Raw genomic sequence first — 15963 nt, 5'->3', positions numbered from 1 at the left:
GGCCGGACCGGCCGGTGCGGGCGGGTCGCCGCCGCGCGGCGCGGGCCCTCGTGTCCCTGGTCCCCGTCGGCATCGCGGCGCTCTCCCCGATCGCCGCGATCCGCGGCTGGATCGCCGCCGTGCCGCTGTCGGCGCCGGCCCGGCGGTTCGCGGTCGGCGCGCGTGAGGGCCGCCCGCCCGCGCCCCCCGTCCGGCTAGGAGCCGGCGAGGCGGGCGGACTGCACCTCGGCGGCGGCGAGGACGGCGTCCAGGAGGCCCGGGAAGAGCGCGTCCAGGTCGTCGCGGCGCAGGCCGTTCAGCTTGGCCGTGCCGCGGTAGGTCTGGCGGATGACACCGGCCTCGCGCAGCACGCGGAAGTGGTGGGTGGTGGTCGACTTCGTGACGGGCAGCTCGATGTACGAGCAGGCGACCTCCGCGTCCGCCACCGCCAGTTCGCGCACCACGCGCAGCCGCATCGGGTCGGAGAGCGCGTGGAGCACGCCTTCGAGGCGGATCTCGTCACACGAGGGGTGCGCGAGCTCGCGCGGGCTGGTCGCGGCGGACGCGCGGGGCACGGGGGTCACGGGGGCTCCAGGCTCGTCGGGTGCCCTCATTGTACGAGGACTCTCGTAGTTTGACAGGTGACGTACTACGAGGTCTATCGTACGAGTCGTACACCGGCCCCGCCCCGAATGGAGTCCGTCGTGAGCGCACTGTTCGAACCCCGCACCCTGCGGTCGCTGACCGTCCCCAACCGCGTCTGGATGGCGCCGATGTGCCAGTACAGCGCCGAGCCGACCGGACCGGACGCGGGCGTGGCGAACGACTGGCACTTCGCCCACTACGCGGCCCGCGCCACCGGCGGCACCGGCCTGATCCTGCTGGAGGCGACCGCGGTGTCCCCCGAGGGCCGGATCAGCCCGTACGACCTCGGCATATGGAACGACACCCAGGTCGAGGCGCTGCGCCGGATCACCGGATTCCTCAAGGGCCAGGGGACGGTCCCGGGCATCCAGATCGCCCACGCGGGCCGCAAGGCGTCCACCGACCGCCCCTGGAAGGGCGGCGCCCCGGTCGGCGCGGACGAGCACGGGTGGCAGCCGGTCGCCCCGAGCCCGGTGCCCTTCGACGAGGGCCACCCGGTGCCCGAGGAGCTGTCCCCGGAGGGGATCCGGTCGATCGTCGGGCAGTTCGCGGCGGCGGCGCGGCGCGCCCTCGACGCGGGCTTCGAGGTCGTCGAGATCCACGGCGCGCACGGCTACCTGATCGGCGAGTTCCTCTCCCCGCACAGCAACCACCGCACCGACGCGTACGGCGGCTCCTTCGAGAACCGTGTGCGCTTCGCCCTGGAGGTCGTCGACGCGGTGCGGGAGGTGTGGCCCGAGGAGCTGCCGGTGTTCTTCCGCATCTCGGCCACCGACTGGCTGGAGGAGCGGGCGGGCTGGACGGCCGACGACACGGTGCGGTTCGCCGCCCTGCTCAAGGAGCACGGCGTGGACCTGCTCGACGTGTCGACCGGCGGGAACGCGCCGCGCGTGCGCATCCCGGTCGGCCCCGGCTACCAGGTGCCGTTCGCGGCGCGCGTGAGGGCGGAGACGGGGCTGCCGGTCGCCGCGGTCGGGCTGATCACCGAGGCCGGGCAGGCGGAGAAGATCGTCGCCAACGGCGAGGCGGACGCGGTGCTGCTCGGCCGGGAGCTGCTGCGCGACCCGTCGTGGGCGCGGCACGCGGCGCGCGAGCTCGGTGGCGACGTGCACGTGCCGGACCAGTACCACCGCTCGGTCTGACGCCCCGCCGGGGGGCGACGGGGGGCCGGTGTGCGGGGGTCCCTCCCGCCGCGGCCCGCCGGCCGGGCACACTGGGCGGGTGGACGACTTCCCCCCGGTGCACCGCGAACCCGCCCCCGAACTCTACGGACGCCTGCGCGTGCGGACCGGCGACCTCGGTCCGGCCCGCTGGCTCGCCGCCGGCGGCCCGGGGGTGGGCGAGTTCGGGACGGTGGCGGGCGTCGCCGCGGCCGGGTTCGACGCGTACGCCCGCGTGCTGCATCCCGCCTCCCTGGGCGACCGGCCGGTGCGGTGGGCGGCGGTGGCGGCGGCGTACGGGCGCCGGGTGGCACCGGGCGCGTACTGGCACCAGCTGATCGGGGCGGACCGCGACCACCGGAACGACTCCGATCCCGGCCTGCCCGGCGTCTGGGACGAGCACCCGGCGGAAGGGCCGACTCCGCCCGACGTGGCCCGGGCCCTGATCCCCGTCCTCGCCCGGCACACCCGGACGCCCGACCGCTGCTGGTACGGCCTGTGGAACGGCTACGGACGGTGGGACTTCGAGGCGGTGCCGGCCTTCCGGACGCCCGGCCGGGAGGAGGTGCTGCTCGCCGGGACCCTGGCCGAGGCCGTCTCCCCGGTGTCCCTGGACGAGTTCGCCGAGCTCCCCGACCTGTGGTGGCCGGAGGACCGCGCCTGGTGCCTGGGGGGTGACGTGGACCTGGTGAGCACCTACGTCGGCGGGTCGGAGGCGCTGGTCGCCGAACTGCTGGCCGCCCCGGAGCTGGAGGCGCACCGGGTGGCGCCCGGCGACGCCGTCGGGTGAACGGCCCCTTCAGCCACGGCCGGCCGGGGGCCGCGGGTCCTCGGCGCCCCCGGTCCCCCGTACCGCCTCCGGGGGCCGCGGCACGGCCGGTTCGGGCAGGGTGCGCAGCAGCAGCCAGCTCAGGACCGGCATCAGGACCAGCGGGGCCAGCGCCGTGCGCAGGGAGGTCGCGTCGGCGAGGCTCCCGACGAGGGGGGCGGCCAGGCCGCCGACGCTCACGGTGAGGCCGAGGGTGACACCGGCGGCGGTGCCGACCCGCGAGGGCAGGTAGTCCTGGGCGAGGGTCACCTGGAGGGAGAACGGCACGTACAGCCCGGCGGACGCCAGCGCCACGAACAGGTAGAGCACGGGGCCGCCGGCGATCACGATCCCGGCGACCGCGACGGCCGTCGCCAGGTACGACCAGCGGCAGACCGTCACCCGGTCCCAGCGGTCGGCCAGGCGGCCGCCCAGCACGGACCCCACCGCGCCGCCGAGGTAGAGGACGAAGAGCGCCGCCGTGCCCGCCGCGGTCCCGCCCCCCGTGCGCTGCTGGACGTGGAGCGAGACGAAGGCGCTCAGGCCGACGAAGACGACGGACCGGCAGACCACCGCCAGCGACAGCCGCACGAAGGCGGCCGGCTCGTCGCGTCCGGTCCCACCCGCCGTACGGCCCCGGGCGCCGGCGGTCCTGCGCACGGCGCGCAGGACGGGCAGGCACAGCGCGCTGCCGACGAGGGCCGGCACCACGAGCAGCGGGGAGAGGCGCAGGCCGCCGGCGGCGACGACGGCGGAGACCAGGAGGGGGGCCAGCGCGAAGCCCACGTTGCCGCCGAGCGAGAACCAGGCCATCGCGCGGTGGCCGCCGCCGGCCAGGCGGGCGACACGGGCGGACTCCGGGTGGTACGCGGCCACGCCCAGTCCCGACAGCGCCACGCACGCCAGCGTCACGGCGTACGAATCGCTCACCCCGCACAGGGCCATGCCCACTCCGCTCAGGAGCGTGGCCACCGGCAGCAGCCAGGGCATCGCCCACCGGTCGGTGAGCGCGCCGAACACCGGCTGCGCCACCGAGGACAGCGCGGACGCGGCGAGGACGAGGCCGGACGCCGCGGCGTAGCCGTAGGCGCGTTCGGCGACGAAGAACGGGACGAGGGAGGCCACGGCACCCTGGTAGACGTCCACACAGGCATGCCCGACCGACAGCAGGGTGATCGACGTGTTTCTCGGCACGTCCTCATCGTCGGCCGCCCACGCCGTGTCGTACTTCCAATAAACTGCCAGGCGATGACGCGGATCCGCCACGAGCCCGTCGCTCCCACCCGCGTGCAGGGCATGGCGACCGGATCGGAGATCGACGCCCACCGGCACGACGACCACCAGATCGTCTACGCCGGGCGCGGGGTGCTGACCGTGACGACCGGCACGGGCACCTGGGTCGCTCCCGCCACGCGGGCCATCTGGGTGCCGGCCGGCACGGTGCACGCCCACCAGGCGCACGGCGAGGTGGAGTTGCACCTGGTCGGCCTGCCCGTGGGCGACAACCCGCTCGGGCTGGACGAGCCGACCGTCCTGTCCGTCGGCCCGCTGCTGCGGGAGCTCCTCCTCGCGTACACCCGTCCACCGCTCGATGACAGCCCCGAACGCTCCCGGCTGCGGGCCGTCCTGCTGGACCAGTTGCGCGCCTCGCCCCAGCAGCCCCTCCACCTCCCCACCCCCGTGTCGCCCCGGCTCCGGGCCCTGTGCGACCTGCTGCGCGCCGACCCCGCCGACGACCGGACGCTGGCCGTGCTGGGCAGGGCGGTCGGCGCCAGCGACCGCACCCTGTCCCGGTCGTTCCGGGACGAACTCGGGATGACCTTCCCGCAGTGGCGCACGCAGCTGCGCCTGCACCACGCGCTGGTCCTGCTGGCGGAGGGCACCCCGGTGACCGCCGTGGCGCACCGGTGCGGCTGGTCGTCCGCCAGCGCGTTCATCGACGTCTTCCGCCGCACCTTCGGGCACACCCCCGGGAGCCACCGGAGGCGCGGGACCGGCTGACGCGCCGGCCGCCTCCGGCCGCCCCGCGAGGCCCCCGACGGCGGCTCGGAAAGCGGCGGGCAGCGGGAACCGCACGCCGCTCAGGCGCTCAGGCGCTCTGACGGCTCCCACAGCCGGCGGCCGGTGGCGCCGGCGGCCGCCGCGGGCGACAGCCGGCGCCGGCATGTGCGCGGAACTGGCGGCCCGCCCGGTCGGGGAACCCCCTTCCGCGGCCCTGCGGCACGCCGTCCGGGCGGCGGGGGGCCGGGAAACCCCTCCGCCCACCGACCGCGGCGGGACCCCCTTTCCGGCCGCGTCCCCGAGGACGGGCACGCAGACCCCACCGGATGCGGCCTTTTCCTGCATAGTGGTCCAGACCATTCTTTTTTCTTTTCCATGCCGCAAAATGCATATCTACGCGCATCGGCGCCGAGCATGACGAAGGCTCATCGAACGACCTCCGCTGTCGAGCCCGCCGACCCGGCGACCTTCGACGGTGGCGCGAGGCGAGCGGAACCGCATCGAGGAAAACCCCGCCCCGCCCTCACCCGTTCACTACAAAAGACCTTGTGAGCTAGCAATTTGACTGTGTGTCACCCCTGCTCACCCGACTCCTGCCGCACTTCCCGGCGCTCACCCCTTGCGTGATCGGCGGCTCGTCTGCCAGATTCGCCACAGCCGCACATGGCATGCACGCGACAGGCTCACCCGGTCGTCACGTGCTTCCGCAAGCTGCATAAGTATGCAGCGAAGTCCTCATGAAGGACGCCTCCACCCCCACACAAGGGAGACCCACGTGCGAACCAGCAGACTGATCCCCGCGCTCGCAGCCGCCGCCATGGCGGTGCTGGGGCTCGCCCCCACGGCGACGGCCCAGGCGGCGCCCGCCGCCAGTGCGCCCGCCGCGGTGTCCGAGGCCACCGCCGTCCAGCCGATCATCGGCGGCGGCTACGCCAGCAACGCCCCCTGGGCCGCCCGGCTGTTCTCCAACGGCCGGCAGACCTGCAGCGCCACGATCATCGCCCCCACCTGGATCCTGACCGCCAAGCACTGCGTGAGCGGCGGCGGCCTGTCCTTCCGCATCGGCAGCCTCGACCAGACCAGCGGCGGGACGGTGGCCAACGGGGTGAGCATCCACAACCACGCCTCCTCGGACCTCTCCCTGGTCAGGCTGGACCGTTCGGTCGCGGGTACCTACGCCCGCCTCGGCCAGCCGGGCTCGGTGTCGGTCAACCAGACCGTCCAGGTCTACGGCTGGGGCGCGACCTACCAGTGCGGCTCCGAGGCCAACTGCCAGTCGCAGTACCTGAAGGTCGCCGACGTCATCGTGAGCGGCGCCTGCCGCGACGCCTACAACGGCTCGGCCATCTGCGCCCGCCGCGGCAACGGCATCACGGCGGGCGGCGACTCCGGCGGCCCGATGATGGCCAACGGCGTCCAGGTCGGCGTCGCCTCGACCAGCGACCGCCAGACCACCACCGCGTACACGAACGTGACCGCGTACCGCTCCTGGATCCAGAGCATCGCGGGCGTGTGACCGACCCCCGTCCCCTCCGCCCCTGACGGCGCGGAGGGGACGGCGCGGGGCGGTGCGGCCGGCCACCGGAGCGTGGACCGGCCGCACCGCCCTTCCGGCGTCCGCCCCCACCGGGGCGCGCACGCCCCGGCACGTCGCCGCCGGCGCCACGGCCCCGGGGCCAGGCGGACGTGCCCTGAGGTGAGCGGTGAGCCCATGCGAACGGGGCGCCGCCCGGGTCGTGCGACCCGGGCGGCGCCCCGCGGGCGTCGGCACCGGCACGGCCGCGCCGGTGCCGGCGTCAGTCCGCCTCGACCTCCAGGAAGTAGTCGTACACGTCCGCGGCGAACGTCAGGCCCGCCCACGCGCTGAGCGCGGCCCGGTGCCGTTCCTCCAGCGGGTAGGCGTCGACCAGCCGCTCGACGGGGACGCCGATCAGCTCCGCGAGCCGCTCGGCGCCGACCGAGGAGACGTCCGTCTCCTCCTCGACGGCCTCGGAGACCTTGTCGTACGAGACGACGACGTACTTCACGGGGTCACCTTCCGGCTCGGGTCGGCGGGCTTGGTCTGCGCGCCCGTCTCCGGGTCGTACTCGCCCTGGTGCTTACCCCGCTTGTTGTACTTCTCCACGGTGCCGTGCTGCGAGTCCCACTCGTAGATGTCACCGCTCTTGGGGTCCTTCCAGCGCTTGCGCATGCCGCCGCCGCCCTGGACGGGCGTCTTGGGCTTGGCGCGGCTGGCGCCGGGGAACGCGGGCAGCTTGTTCGGCGCCGGGACCGGGCCGGAGGCCTGCGGGCCGGTGCGCATCGCGTAGAGCCGGCTCTGCGCGTCGGCGATGGCCTGGTTCAGGCCCTGGCCCATGCGGGTGGCGCCGTCGACGCTGGTGTACCCACCGGCGACGATCAGCGTGGTGCTCGCGGCGATGGCCGGGGCGCCGGCCAGGCAGCCCACGCCGGTGAGGCAGATCGCGCCGCCCGCTATGTCACCGGAGCCGCCGGCGGCCATCATGAAGACGCCGAGCGCCGTCTCGCCGGCGCCGATGACGACGTCCGGGTTGGTGAGGATCGCCTCGCCGTAGACGCCGATCGTCTCACCGGCCTCCCGCAGCCAGTCGGGAACCCAGCTGTCGTCCTCCTTCTGCTGCTCCTCCTGCTGCTCCTGGTAGGCGCGCCAGGCGGCCTCGGTGGCGCGCCACTCGGCCTCCTCCTCCAGCTTGAGCTGGACGGCGGCCTGGAACGCCTCGGTCATGGCCTTGTCAGCCGCCGCCGAGTCCTTCCCGGCCTCGACGGCCGAGACCCGGGCGCGGTCCGCGGCGGCCCACGCCGAGTTGGCGGAGCCGCGGGCCAGGGCGGCCGAGGTCTGCGCCTCGGTGGCCGACCGGATGGCGCGGCTGGCGGCGGCCTCCGCGTCGGCCTGCGCCGCGCGGGCGGTCCGGGCGGACGCGGCGGCCTTGGCGGCGGACGCGGCGGCCTCGTCGGCCGACGCCTTGGCCTGGTCGGCGTACCCCTGGGCCTCCTTCGCGGACGCGTCCGCCTGCGCGGCGTACGCGGCGGCCTCGGCGGCCGCCTTGCGCGCGACGGCGGCGACCCGGCCCGCCTCGGCGGCGTTCCGCTGCGCGGTGGCGGCGATCCTGGCGGCCTCGGCGATCAGCCCCTGGACGCGGGAGACGTGCGTGGCGGCCAGCTCGTCCATGCGCTGGGCCTTGAACCGGCCCACCTCGACGAACGCGTGCAGCCCGGAGGTGGGGCCCTCCAGGGCGATGCGCGCGACCGCCTTGACCTCGGGGCCGCCGGTGTTCAGCAGCTGCGCGGCGAGGACCCGCTCGTCCTCGCTGCGGGCGGTGTACTGGGTGGTGGAGATGAACTCGCGGTACTCGTCGATCGATTCGGAGTTCAGGACCTGCTGGCCGGCCTCCTGTACGGCCCGCCCGCCGGTGTTCATGGTCCTCAGGACGTGGACGCGCAGCTCCTCGGCCATGGTCTGGAACTGGCCGGTGGTCAGGAACGCGCGGTACTGCGCGGGGTCGCCCTCCAGGGCCTGGGCGGCGGCGGTCCGCAGCTTCTCCGACGGGGACTCCAGGGCGAGCCGGGCGACCTGGGTGCGCTCGTCCTGCCGGGCGGCCTCCTGCCAGCCGGAGCGCAGGTAGGCGACGACGTCCTGGTCGGTCCCGGCGAGGGCGACCTCGGCGGCCGTACGGCCCCACGGGCCGCGCAGCAGCAGCGCCTTGACGGCGGTCTCGCGGCCCTCGGCGGCCAGCGCGGGCGTGGCCGGGCCGGTCTGGGCGGCCTCGGCGGCGAGCCGCCGGAAGTCCGCGTCGAGGTCGGTGACCCGCTGGTTCAGCTGGGTCTGGGCGGCCTTGCGGCGCGTCTCCTCGGCCGCCAGGTCCCGGGCGCGCTCGATGGCGGCGTTGGTACGGGTGGCGAGGCCCTCGGCCTCGACCTCCCGGGCGAGTTCGTACGTCTGCCGCGCCTTGGCGACGGCGGCGGTGGCCGTGTCGGCCGCCTGCTTGGCGGCCGTGGCGTGGGCGGTCGCCTGGGTGGCCGCGGTGGCCGCGTCACCCGCGTGCTCGGCCGCCTCGTCGGCGGCCGCGGCGGCGGCCCTGGCGTGGGCGGCGGCCGACCGGGCGGCGTCCCGGGCCTCCGTGGCGGCCGCCGCCGACCTGCGGGCGAGCGACTCGGCCGCGTTGGCGGCACGGGTGGCCTCCGCGGCGTGGCGGCGGGCGTTGGCGGCCTCGGCCGCGGCGGTGGACGAGTGGGCGCCCGCCTGGTCGGCGTAACCGCTGGCGGCGGTCGCGGCGTCGGCGGCCGCGTCGGCGTTGGCGCCCGCGCTCACCGCCGCCCTCGCGGCGTTGCCGGCGGCGACGGCGGCGATTCCGGCCTGGTCGGCGGCCTGGGCCGCCATGTCGGCGCCCTTCGCCGCGTCGCGGGCCTCCTGGGCGGCCCGGCGGGCGGCGTCCGCGTTGTTCGCGTCGGTCGCCGCCGCGGCGGCGGCGCCGCGCGCCCGGGCGGCGGCGTTGGCGGCGCCGGTGGCGGCCGCGGCGGCCTGGGCGGCGGCGCGGGCCGCGACGCTGGCCGAGTTGTTGGCGGCGCGGGCGGCGCTGATGGCCTGCTGCGCGGCGGTGGCGGCCTGGCGCGCGGCCGACGCGGCGCGGGACGCCGCGGCGGCGGCGTGGACCGCGTCGTTCCGCGCGGCCTCCGTCTCCTTGGCGGCCTTCTCCGCGGCCTCCTTGGCGAGCTGGGCGGCGACGACGGCGCGCGCGGAGGCGTCCTTGGCGGCCTCCGTCTCCGCGGCGGCGATCCGCCCGGCCTCGCGGGCCTGTTCGGCGAGCTGGGCGACGGTGGCGTACTCCTGGTCGCGCGCACGCGCCACGTGCTGGCCGACCTCCAGGAACTCGCGGACGTCGTCGGGCGTGCCGCTCAGCGCGACGCCGGCGGCCTCCCGGACGTTGGTCCCGCCCGCGTTCATGATCTGGAGGACCTGGAAGCGCTCGTCCTCCTCGCGAGCCGTGTACTGGCCCGTGCTGAGGAACGCGCTGACGTCCTGCGGCGTCCCGCTGAGGGCGGTGTTGCCGGCCGTCTTGACGGCCCGTCCGCCCGCGGCCATGAGGCGCGCCGTCTGGACGCGCATGTCCTCCTCCAGCGGCGCCTTCCAACCGGTGTCCAGGAAGGTGCGCAGGTCGGCCGGGGTGCCGGCGAGGGCCGTGCGCGCGGCTTCCTGGAGGGCGCGTCCGCCGATGGTGATGTGCCGTGCCACGGCGACCCGGTCGTCGTCCACGGCGGCCGCCGGGGCGACGGTCTGCAGGAACGTCCGTACGTCCTCGTCGCTTCCCGCGAGGGCCACCTCGGCGGCGGCCCGCACACCGGGGCCGCCGGTGCGCCAGCGCTCGACGACCTTGCCCCGTTCCGTGTCGGGTATCGCGCCGAGGGTGTCCAGCGGGTTGTCCGTCGGAGTCTCGGCGGTGGTGCCCGCTTCGGCGGTCCCGGCGGCCAGGGCCGCCGGGGCCTGGCCGAGGAGGCCCGCGGTGAGGACCACCGACAGCAGCCCCACGCCCAGCGTGCGCCGGCGTCCGCGGGACGCCCTGCCCGTGATGCTCCGATTGAAGAGTCCTGGTCTCACATGTCGCTCTTTCGTCGACCGGCAACTCCCGTTGCCGAGGCCGAATTTCGGCCACGTGAGCGTACACAGTCGATCATGGTGGGTCGGCAGGGGGCTTCCGCTCCTCCCGGGCGGGGCGGGGCGGGCCGGCGCCGCGGCCCGCGCGGCGCGATCCGGTGGCAGGCGGGCAGGGCGGCGTGTACCGTACGGCGGGTGATGAGCCCCGAGTCCGACAGAGCTGAGCCGCCGGTCGTCCGGCGGCGGATCGTCGACTGAGCGGCAGCCCGACCGGCTGCCCGGCCGATCACGCTTCCCGGCGGCCGGACGCGCGTTCCGCGTGTCCGCTCCGGTCCGGGCTCCCCCTTCGCGGGTGACGCAGGCCGTGGCCGGCGCGCGGATTCCCCGACCGTTCGCCTCATCACCGGAGTCCGCCTCGTGCCCCTCTTCGTCCACGTCCTCGGCCTTGCCGTCTTCGCGCAGGGAACCTCGGAGTTCATGCTGTCCGGTCTGGTGCCGGGCATCGCTCGTGACCTGCGCGTGTCGGTGGGCGCCGCCGCGAGCCTGACCTCGGCGTACGCCATCGGGATGATGGCCGGCGCGCCGGTGATGGCGGCGCTGAGCGCGCGGTGGCCCCGGCGCCGCGCGCTGGCCGGTTTCCTGACCGCCTTCGTCGTCGTGCACGCCGTAGGCGCGGTCACGGCGGACTTCGCCGTGCTGTTCGCCACCCGTGTCGTCGCGGCCATCGCCAACGCCGGTTTCCTGGCCGTCGCGATGTCCGCGGCGGCCTCCCTCGTCCCCCCGGCGAAGCGCGCCCGGGCCACCGCCGTCCTGCTGTCCGGGGTCACCCTGTCGTGCGTCGCCGGGGTGCCGGCGGGCGCGTGGCTCGGGCACTGGTCCGGGTGGCGCGCGGCCTTCTGGGCGGTGGCCGTCCTGTGCCTGCCCGCGCTGGCGTTCGTCTTCCGGTCGGCCCCCGCCGACGCCGCCCACCGGCGGGACGTCTCGGTGCGGCGGGAGGTGCGGGCGCTGCGGACGCGGCCGGTGCGGGTGGCACTGGTCCTCGCGGCCGCGGTCAACGGGGCGACCTTCGCGACGTTCGCGTACCTGGCCGTCCTCACCACGGACGTCGCCCGCCTGCCCGAGGGGGCGGTCCCCGCGCTGCTCGCCGGGTTCGGCGCGGGCGCGTTCGCCGGCGTGACGGTGGCCGGCCGTACCGGGGACGGACGGCTTCGGCGGGGCGTGGTCGTGTCGCTGTGCGTCCTGCCCCTCGGGTGGGCGGCGCTGGCGTCGGCCGGTGCCCGGTCCGCGGCGCTGTTCGCCGTGCTGGTGGTCGTCCAGGGCGGGCTGTCCTTCGGGGTCGGCGCGACCCTCGTCAACCGGGTCATGCACGTCGCGTCGGACGCCCCTTCGATGGGCGGGTCGTTCGCCACGGTCGCGTTGAACGCCGGCGCGTTCCTCGGCCCGCTGCTCGCCGGCGCCGTGACCGGGACGACGGGCGACCACCGCGACGCCGCGTGGGTCAGCGCCGCCCTCGCCGCGACGGCGCTCGCCGTCGCGGCGGTCGCCCGGTCCGGCGCCGCCCGCCCGGTCGGGACCGACGCCGCGTGACCTCGTGCGGGGGCCGGCCGGGGCGCGCCCCGGCCGGCCCCCGCACCGGTCAGTCCTCGCCGTGGCCGAAGGGCGCCGTGCCGCCGCCCCCGCCGATGAGGTGGCGCTCCAGCCAGTCGGCCGCGGTGCGGCGGAAGAGGCGCCGGTTGTCGGCCCGTTGGAAGTCGTGCCCCTCGTCACGGAGCGTCAGCAGTTCGGCGACGACGCCCCGGTCCCGGGCCGCCCGGACGAACTGCTCCGACTCGCCGGGCGGCACGTTCGTGTCGTGCTCGCCGTGGACGGCCAGCACCGGCACGCGCAGGGCGTCCACCCGGTGCAGCGGCGACAGCGACCTCAGCAGGTCGCCGTCCCGCTCCGGGTGGCCGTACTTGTGCGCGGCCGACTCGGCGATCCAGGGCTCCGTACCGGCGAAGAACGACCGGAAGTCGGACATGCCGCACACGGCGACGCCCGTGCGGAACAGCTCCGGGTGCCACACCAGGGAGGCCATGACGAGGTAACCGCCGTACGAGCGGCCCATCACCGCCAGCCGCGACGGGTCCGCCGGACCGGCGAGCACGGCGTGCGCGGCGCAGTCGGCGACGTCCTCGATCGCGGCGAACCGGCCCGTGCCGAGGTCGGCGTCGACGAAGGACCGCCCGTGGCCCGAGGAGCCGCGCACGTCCGGGGCGAAGACGTCGAACCCGCGGCCCAGCAGCTCGTGGTACAGCGGGTCGAGCACCGGGCGTTCCTGCTCTTCGGGGCCGCCGTGCAGGTGGATGACGCACGGGGCCGGCCGGTGGGGTGCCCGGCCCGGCGCGCGGTAGTACCAGCCGCTCAGCGGAAGCCCGTCGCGCGCGGTGAACCGGTGGTGGACCGGCCGGGTGGGGCGGCGGCCGGGCGGCACCGCGTCCTCGTCGCGGGAGGACCACGGCGTCATGAAAGGGGTCCCGGCGCCCGGCAGCCACCACACCCCGGGGCGCCGCTGCGAACCGCTCAGGGCGATCGCGGCCCCGCCCGCGCCGGCGGGCGCGACCCGGGTGGCGACCTCGTGGGGCAGCGGTACGTCCCGCGCCGCCTCCGTCACGGGCGCCGCGGCGTCCGGGGCGGCGGCGCCCGTCAGGGGCCGGAACTCCAGGTCGCTCACCCCTCCGTCGTTCCACGCGAGGAAGGCGCCGCGGCCCTCGTGGGCCACCGCGAGGAGTTCCAGGTCGGCGCCGGCGCGCTCGGCGGCCACCGACAGGCCGGTGATGCTCCCGTCGGGCGCCAGGTCCGCGCCCAGCAGCGCGGCGAACTCCCGGTCGGCGTCGCTGCGCAGCCAGAGCCGGCGCGCGTCCGGCGAGAAGGCGCCGATCCACGGGTCGCCGTCGGCGACCGGTACGGCGGCCGCCGCCGCGAGGTCCGCCAGGCGGACCACGACGGCCTCCCGCCGGTTGCGGGGTCCGCGCCGCAGGACCGCCAGCCGGCCGTCGCGGCTGACGTCGCAGACGCGGAGCGTGGCGGCCGTCTGCTCGACGGCGACCAGCGCGGGCGCGGCCACCCCGTCGGGGTCGATCAGGTACGCCGCGAGTCCGTTGCCGGCCCGCACCGTGGGCGCCTCGGGGAACGGCGCGCGCGGTGCGGCGTGCGGGCTTCCCGCGCCCGGCACCCCGTCGAAGACGGCGGTGCCGAGGGCGCGGAAGGCGGGATCGACGTCACCGCGGTGCGTGCCGCCCAGCAGGACGGCGTGGCCGTCGCGTTCGCTCCAGCCCGTCGGCGGGCCCACGGCGTGCGGCTCCCCCGGCTCGGCCGGCTCCCCGGTCGGGGCCGTGGCCGGGGCGGCCACCGCCGGGCCCGCCGTGGCCGGCGCGGCGACGGTGACCGCGACGGCGGACCCGTCGTGCAGCCAGCACCCCAGGTAGGCGGAGGTGCCGGGCTCCGCGCCCGCGAGGACGCGGCGCCCGGTGCCGTCGGGGCGCACGCACAGCACGCGCGAGTGCTCGCCGCCGCCCGGCCGGGTGGTGTAGGCGATCCACCGGCCGTCCGGTGACCAGGACACCTCGGACACGGGGTCGGGGCCGGCGTCGAGGAGGTGCGCCTCGCCGCCGTCCGGCGGTCCCGTCCACAGCTGCGGCACGCCGCCGCGGTCGCAGATGAAGGCGATCCGCCCCCCGTAGGGGTCGGCCGACGGGTACCAGCAGCCGTGGGCGGTGAGCCGGACCGGTTCGTCCCGGGCTCCTTCGGCCGGCGCCAGGGGGACGGTCGCGGGGGCCGCGACGGGGGCCTCCCGGCCGTCCCCCCGGGGGGCCGTCAGTTGATGCCGTGCTTCTGCAGCCACAGCTCCAGCAACGCTACCTGCCACAGTCCGTTCGCCCCTCGCCTCGTACGGTGTTCTTCGGGTGCGGCGAGGAGTTGCGCCACGTACTCCTCCCGGAAGACGCCGCGGGCCTTGGCCTCGGGGGCGGCCAGCGCGTCGCGCACCCGGTCGAGGACCGGGCCGGCCATGTGCTTGATCGCGGGGACGGGGAAGTACCCCTTGGGCCGGTCCACGACCTCGGCGGGCAGCAGCTTGCGGCCGGCCTCCTTGAGCACGCCCTTGCCGCCGTGGGCGAGCTTCAGCTCGGGCGGGCAGGCCGCGGCCAGTTCGACCAGTTCGTGGTCGAGGAACGGCACCCGGGCCTCCAGGCCCCAGTCCATGGTCATGTTGTCGACGCGCTTGACGGGGTCGTCGACGAGCATGACGTGGGTGTCCAGCCGCAGGGCCGCGTCGAGGGCGGTCTCCGCGCCGGGGGCGGCCATGTGCTCGCGCACGAACCGCTGCGCCACGTCCTCGCCGGGCAGCAGGTGGGGCTGGACGATGCGGGCCAGATCGGCGTGCGTGCGGTCGAAGTACGCCTCCGCGTACGCCTCCGGCGCCTTCTGCCGCTCGGGCACCGCGAGGCGGGGGTACCAGTGGTAGCCGGCGAAGACCTCGTCGGCGCCCTGGCCGCTCTGCACCACCTTGACGTGTTCGGCGACCTGCTGCGACAGCAGGTGGAAGGCGATCACGTCGTGGCTCACCATCGGCTCGGCCATCGCCGCGACGGCCGAGTCCAGCGCGTCCGACACCTCGGTGGACGGCACCATCAGCTCGTGGTGGTCGGTGGCGAACTGCCGGGCCATCAGCCGGGAGTAGCGGAACTCGTCGCCCTCCTCGCCGCCGGCGGACTCGAAGCCCACGCTGAACGTCGCGAGGTCGCGCTGCCCCTCGTCGGCGAGGAGCGCCACGATCAGGCTGGAGTCCAGGCCACCGGAGAGGAGCACGCCCACCGGGACGTCGGCGACCATGCGGCGCCGCACGGCGACGCGCAGCGCCTCCAGCACCGCGTCGCGCCACTCGTCCGTGGTCATCCCCTGGTGCTCCGGGCGGCGGGTGTACGACGGCTGCCAGTAGCGGTGGTCGCGGTGGGTGCCGTCCGGCTCGATCACACGGACCGTGGCCGGGGGGAGCTTGGTCACGCCGGTGAGGATCGTGCGGGGCGCGGCGACGGTCGCGTGCCAGCTCAGGTACTGGTGGAGGGCGACCGGGTCGATCGAGGTGTCCACCTCGCCGGCGGCGAGGAGGGCGGGCAGCGACGAAGCGAACCGGAGGCGTCCGGGACCGGCCGCCAGGTACAGGGGCTTGATCCCGAGCCGGTCACGGCCGAGGACGAGCTGCCCGGTGCGGTGGTCGTGGAGCGCGAACGCGAACATCCCGTAGAAACGGTCGACGCACGCGGTGCCCCACTGGACGTACGCCTTGATCAGCACCTCCGTGTCCGACGTGGACACGAAGCGGTGACCCAGGCGTCGCAGTTCCCCCCGCAGCTCCTGGTAGTTGTACAGGCACCCGTTGAAGACGCCGGTCACCTGGCCGTCGGAGCCGTCGGTCATGGGCTGGGCGCCCCGGTCGGACAGGTCGATGATCTTCAGTCGGCGGTGTCCCAGGGCGACGGGGCCCCGTGTCCACACGCCCTCGCCGTCGGGACCGCGCGGCGCCAGCCGGTCGTTCATGCGCCGTACCGCGTCCAGGTCGGGGCGTCCGCCGTCGAACCGTATCTCGCCGCTCAGGCCGCACATCGCGGGTCACCTCCCGTTCGGAGCGCCTCGTCCTCCTCGTCGCCGCGCGGCCGTGAGGCCCGGGCGCCCATGTGGCAGGTGAGTGTCGTGTCACCGCACATGTCTCTCCTCCTTCTCGT

Annotated in this window: 11 protein-coding genes; 5 read left to right on the top strand and 6 right to left on the bottom strand. The window is 76.0% G+C overall.

From position 1 onward, the window contains the following. Nucleotides 1-194: 194 nt before the first annotated feature. Nucleotides 195-554, bottom strand: coding sequence for an ArsR/SmtB family transcription factor (locus IE106_RS05935; RefSeq protein ID WP_229840149.1), 360 nt, complete (start codon nucleotides 552-554; stop codon nucleotides 195-197). Between the two features lie 129 nt (nucleotides 555-683). On the opposite strand from IE106_RS05935, the gene IE106_RS05930 reads away from it, so the two are divergent. Next, nucleotides 684-1766 (top strand): NADH:flavin oxidoreductase/NADH oxidase, encoded by a 1083-nt coding sequence (locus IE106_RS05930; protein ID WP_189530529.1) that lies wholly within the window; start codon nucleotides 684-686, stop codon nucleotides 1764-1766. A 79-nt stretch (nucleotides 1767-1845) separates the two neighbouring features. Next, entirely contained in the window at nucleotides 1846-2574 is a 729-nt protein-coding gene (locus tag IE106_RS05925) for a hypothetical protein (protein WP_229840078.1), read from the top strand. Nucleotides 2575-2583: 9 nt separating this feature from the next. On the opposite strand, the gene IE106_RS05920 is transcribed toward IE106_RS05925, so the two are convergent. Continuing rightward, nucleotides 2584-3786: an MFS transporter gene (locus tag IE106_RS05920; protein WP_189530527.1), complete on the bottom strand. Its 1203-nt coding sequence runs from the start codon at nucleotides 3784-3786 to the stop codon at nucleotides 2584-2586. A 54-nt stretch (nucleotides 3787-3840) separates the two neighbouring features. Between IE106_RS05920 and IE106_RS05915 the strand changes: the two genes are divergently transcribed. Both IE106_RS05915 and IE106_RS05910 read left to right on the top strand, forming a co-directional pair. Further along, entirely contained in the window at nucleotides 3841-4593 is a 753-nt protein-coding gene (locus IE106_RS05915) for a helix-turn-helix transcriptional regulator (protein WP_189530525.1), read from the top strand. A gap of 775 nt (nucleotides 4594-5368) precedes the next feature. Continuing rightward, nucleotides 5369-6109 (top strand): S1 family peptidase, encoded by a 741-nt coding sequence (locus IE106_RS05910; RefSeq protein WP_189530523.1) that lies wholly within the window; start codon nucleotides 5369-5371, stop codon nucleotides 6107-6109. A gap of 280 nt (nucleotides 6110-6389) precedes the next feature. Here IE106_RS05910 and IE106_RS05905 read toward each other — a convergent pair whose 3' ends face one another. Both IE106_RS05905 and IE106_RS05900 read right to left on the bottom strand, forming a co-directional pair. Beyond that, the gene (locus IE106_RS05905; RefSeq protein WP_189530521.1) at nucleotides 6390-6620 is read right to left on the bottom strand and encodes a DUF7683 domain-containing protein; all 231 of its coding nucleotides are present in this window, start codon (nucleotides 6618-6620) and stop codon (nucleotides 6390-6392) included. Beyond that, nucleotides 6617-10204 (bottom strand): colicin E3/pyocin S6 family cytotoxin, encoded by a 3588-nt coding sequence (locus tag IE106_RS05900; protein WP_268255281.1) that lies wholly within the window; start codon nucleotides 10202-10204, stop codon nucleotides 6617-6619. Before IE106_RS05900 ends, IE106_RS05905 begins: the two co-directional genes overlap by 4 nt. A 414-nt stretch (nucleotides 10205-10618) precedes the next feature. Between IE106_RS05900 and IE106_RS05895 the strand changes: the two genes are divergently transcribed. Further along, nucleotides 10619-11788, top strand: coding sequence for a Cmx/CmrA family chloramphenicol efflux MFS transporter (locus tag IE106_RS05895; RefSeq protein ID WP_189530519.1), 1170 nt, complete (start codon nucleotides 10619-10621; stop codon nucleotides 11786-11788). A gap of 49 nt (nucleotides 11789-11837) precedes the next feature. On the opposite strand, the gene IE106_RS05890 is transcribed toward IE106_RS05895, so the two are convergent. Both IE106_RS05890 and IE106_RS05885 read right to left on the bottom strand, forming a co-directional pair. Then, on the bottom strand, nucleotides 11838-14084 hold the full coding sequence (locus IE106_RS05890) for a S9 family peptidase (protein WP_189530516.1): 2247 nt from the start codon (nucleotides 14082-14084) through the stop codon (nucleotides 11838-11840). Beyond that, on the bottom strand, nucleotides 14057-15844 hold the full coding sequence (locus tag IE106_RS05885) for an N-acetylglutaminylglutamine amidotransferase (protein ID WP_189530514.1): 1788 nt from the start codon (nucleotides 15842-15844) through the stop codon (nucleotides 14057-14059). The genes IE106_RS05890 and IE106_RS05885 overlap by 28 nt, the downstream gene beginning before the upstream one ends. Between the last annotated feature and the right edge of the window lie 119 nt (nucleotides 15845-15963).

It is taken from the genome of Streptomyces roseolilacinus, from assembly GCF_014649335.1.
In the GTDB taxonomy this organism is placed as follows: Bacteria; Actinomycetota; Actinomycetes; order Streptomycetales; family Streptomycetaceae; genus Streptomyces; species Streptomyces roseolilacinus.
Note: the sequence above shows the minus strand (reverse complement) of the source record. Positions and strands in the feature narration are given on the sequence as shown.

What these genes read in the sequence shown, in the direction of transcription:
- IE106_RS05885 (WP_189530514.1), bottom strand. Translation starts at nt 15,844, where the DNA reads ATGTGCGGCCTGAGCGGCGAGATACGGTTCGACGGCGGACGCCCCGAC.
- IE106_RS05915 (WP_189530525.1), top strand. Translation starts at nt 3,841, where the DNA reads ATGACGCGGATCCGCCACGAGCCCGTCGCTCCCACCCGCGTGCAGGGC.